Genomic DNA, 1,141 nt, shown 5'->3' on the forward strand with positions numbered 1-1,141 from the left:
CTGCGAGCCCGCCCGCTCAACGATGATTGCCGAGATGGGGATTTGTGCAAATGAGTGAGCTGCTCCCGCCCGGAGAAAACGTTAGAGCCGTTCCGGGAAGTTTGAATCCCGGATCAGCGGCTTGAGGCGACCCTTCGCAGCATCAGGCGGATCATGGCGAGCCGGATGAAGGCGGCGGCCTTGCGGGCGTGGCGCTCGTAGTCGCGGGCGAGCCGCCGACACCGGCTGATCCATGCGAGCGTTCGCTCAACGATCCAGCGTTTCGGCAGCACGACGAAACGGTGCCGGTCGCAGCGCCTGATGATCTCCAGTTCCCATTTCCCGGTCCTCGCGACGGCGGCCTCCATCTTGCGGCCCTGGTAGCCTGCATCGCCGATGATGCGCTCGAGGAATGGGAAGCTGCGCCGCGCCTCCCGCAGCAGCGCTTCCGCCCCGTCCCGGTCCTGCACATTCGCCGGGTGGACCACGACCCCGAGGAGGAGCCCCAGGGTGTCGGTCAACACGTGGCGCTTGCGACCGAGCACCTTCTTGCCAGCGTCATAGCCGGACGGGTCGAGCGAAGCCCCCCTTTAACGGCTCCCCGCGCGGTCTGGCTGTCGATGATGGCCGTCGTCGGGCTCGCCTCCCGGCCCGCCTGCTCCCGGACCTCCACATAGAGCGCGTGGTGGATGCGCTCCAGCGTGCCGTCCCAATCCCACAGGTCGAGGTAGTCCCAGACCGTGCTGCGGGGCGGCAGGTCCGTCGGCAGCGCCGTCCATTGGCAGCCAGTCCACAGAACGTAGAAGATGGCGTTGAGGACCTCGCGCAGGTTCACCGAGCGCGGACGGCCCCCGCGCTTGGCGGGCGGGATGAGAGGCGCGACCAGCGCCCATTCGGCATCGGTGAGGTCGCTCGGGTAGCGCAGGCCGCGCCGGTCACACGCCGTGCGATGGTCCGGGTTCCACATCGGGCACCTCCGCGAATCAGGGATGGTGCCGAGCAGGGAATCACAAGCGATTCCAACGACTCAATTTCTTTCCGGAGCGGCTCTTAGCCCGATGCTAAATGAGTCGAGTATGAGTGACTGGGGTGGAGTGGCGCCATGCCTGGAGGGCCTTCGCCGGACGTGGACGCTCCTCGTCGGGCCGCCTCTCGTGTTGCA

The 1,141-nt window shown here is 67.0% G+C and carries 1 protein-coding gene; it reads right to left on the reverse strand.

Annotated elements, in window-relative coordinates:
* Positions 1-113 precede the first annotated feature (113 nt).
* Positions 114-946 (reverse strand): IS5 family transposase gene (locus VFQ05_19085; GenBank protein ID HET9328876.1). Its coding sequence is split into 2 segments (ribosomal slippage): positions 114-562 and positions 562-946, totalling 834 coding nucleotides; the frame shifts between segments, so codons are not numbered across the junction.
* Positions 947-1,141 lie beyond the last annotated feature (195 nt).

The organism is Candidatus Eisenbacteria bacterium (assembly GCA_035712145.1).
GTDB lineage: Bacteria > Eisenbacteria > RBG-16-71-46 > RBG-16-71-46 > RBG-16-71-46 > DASTBI01.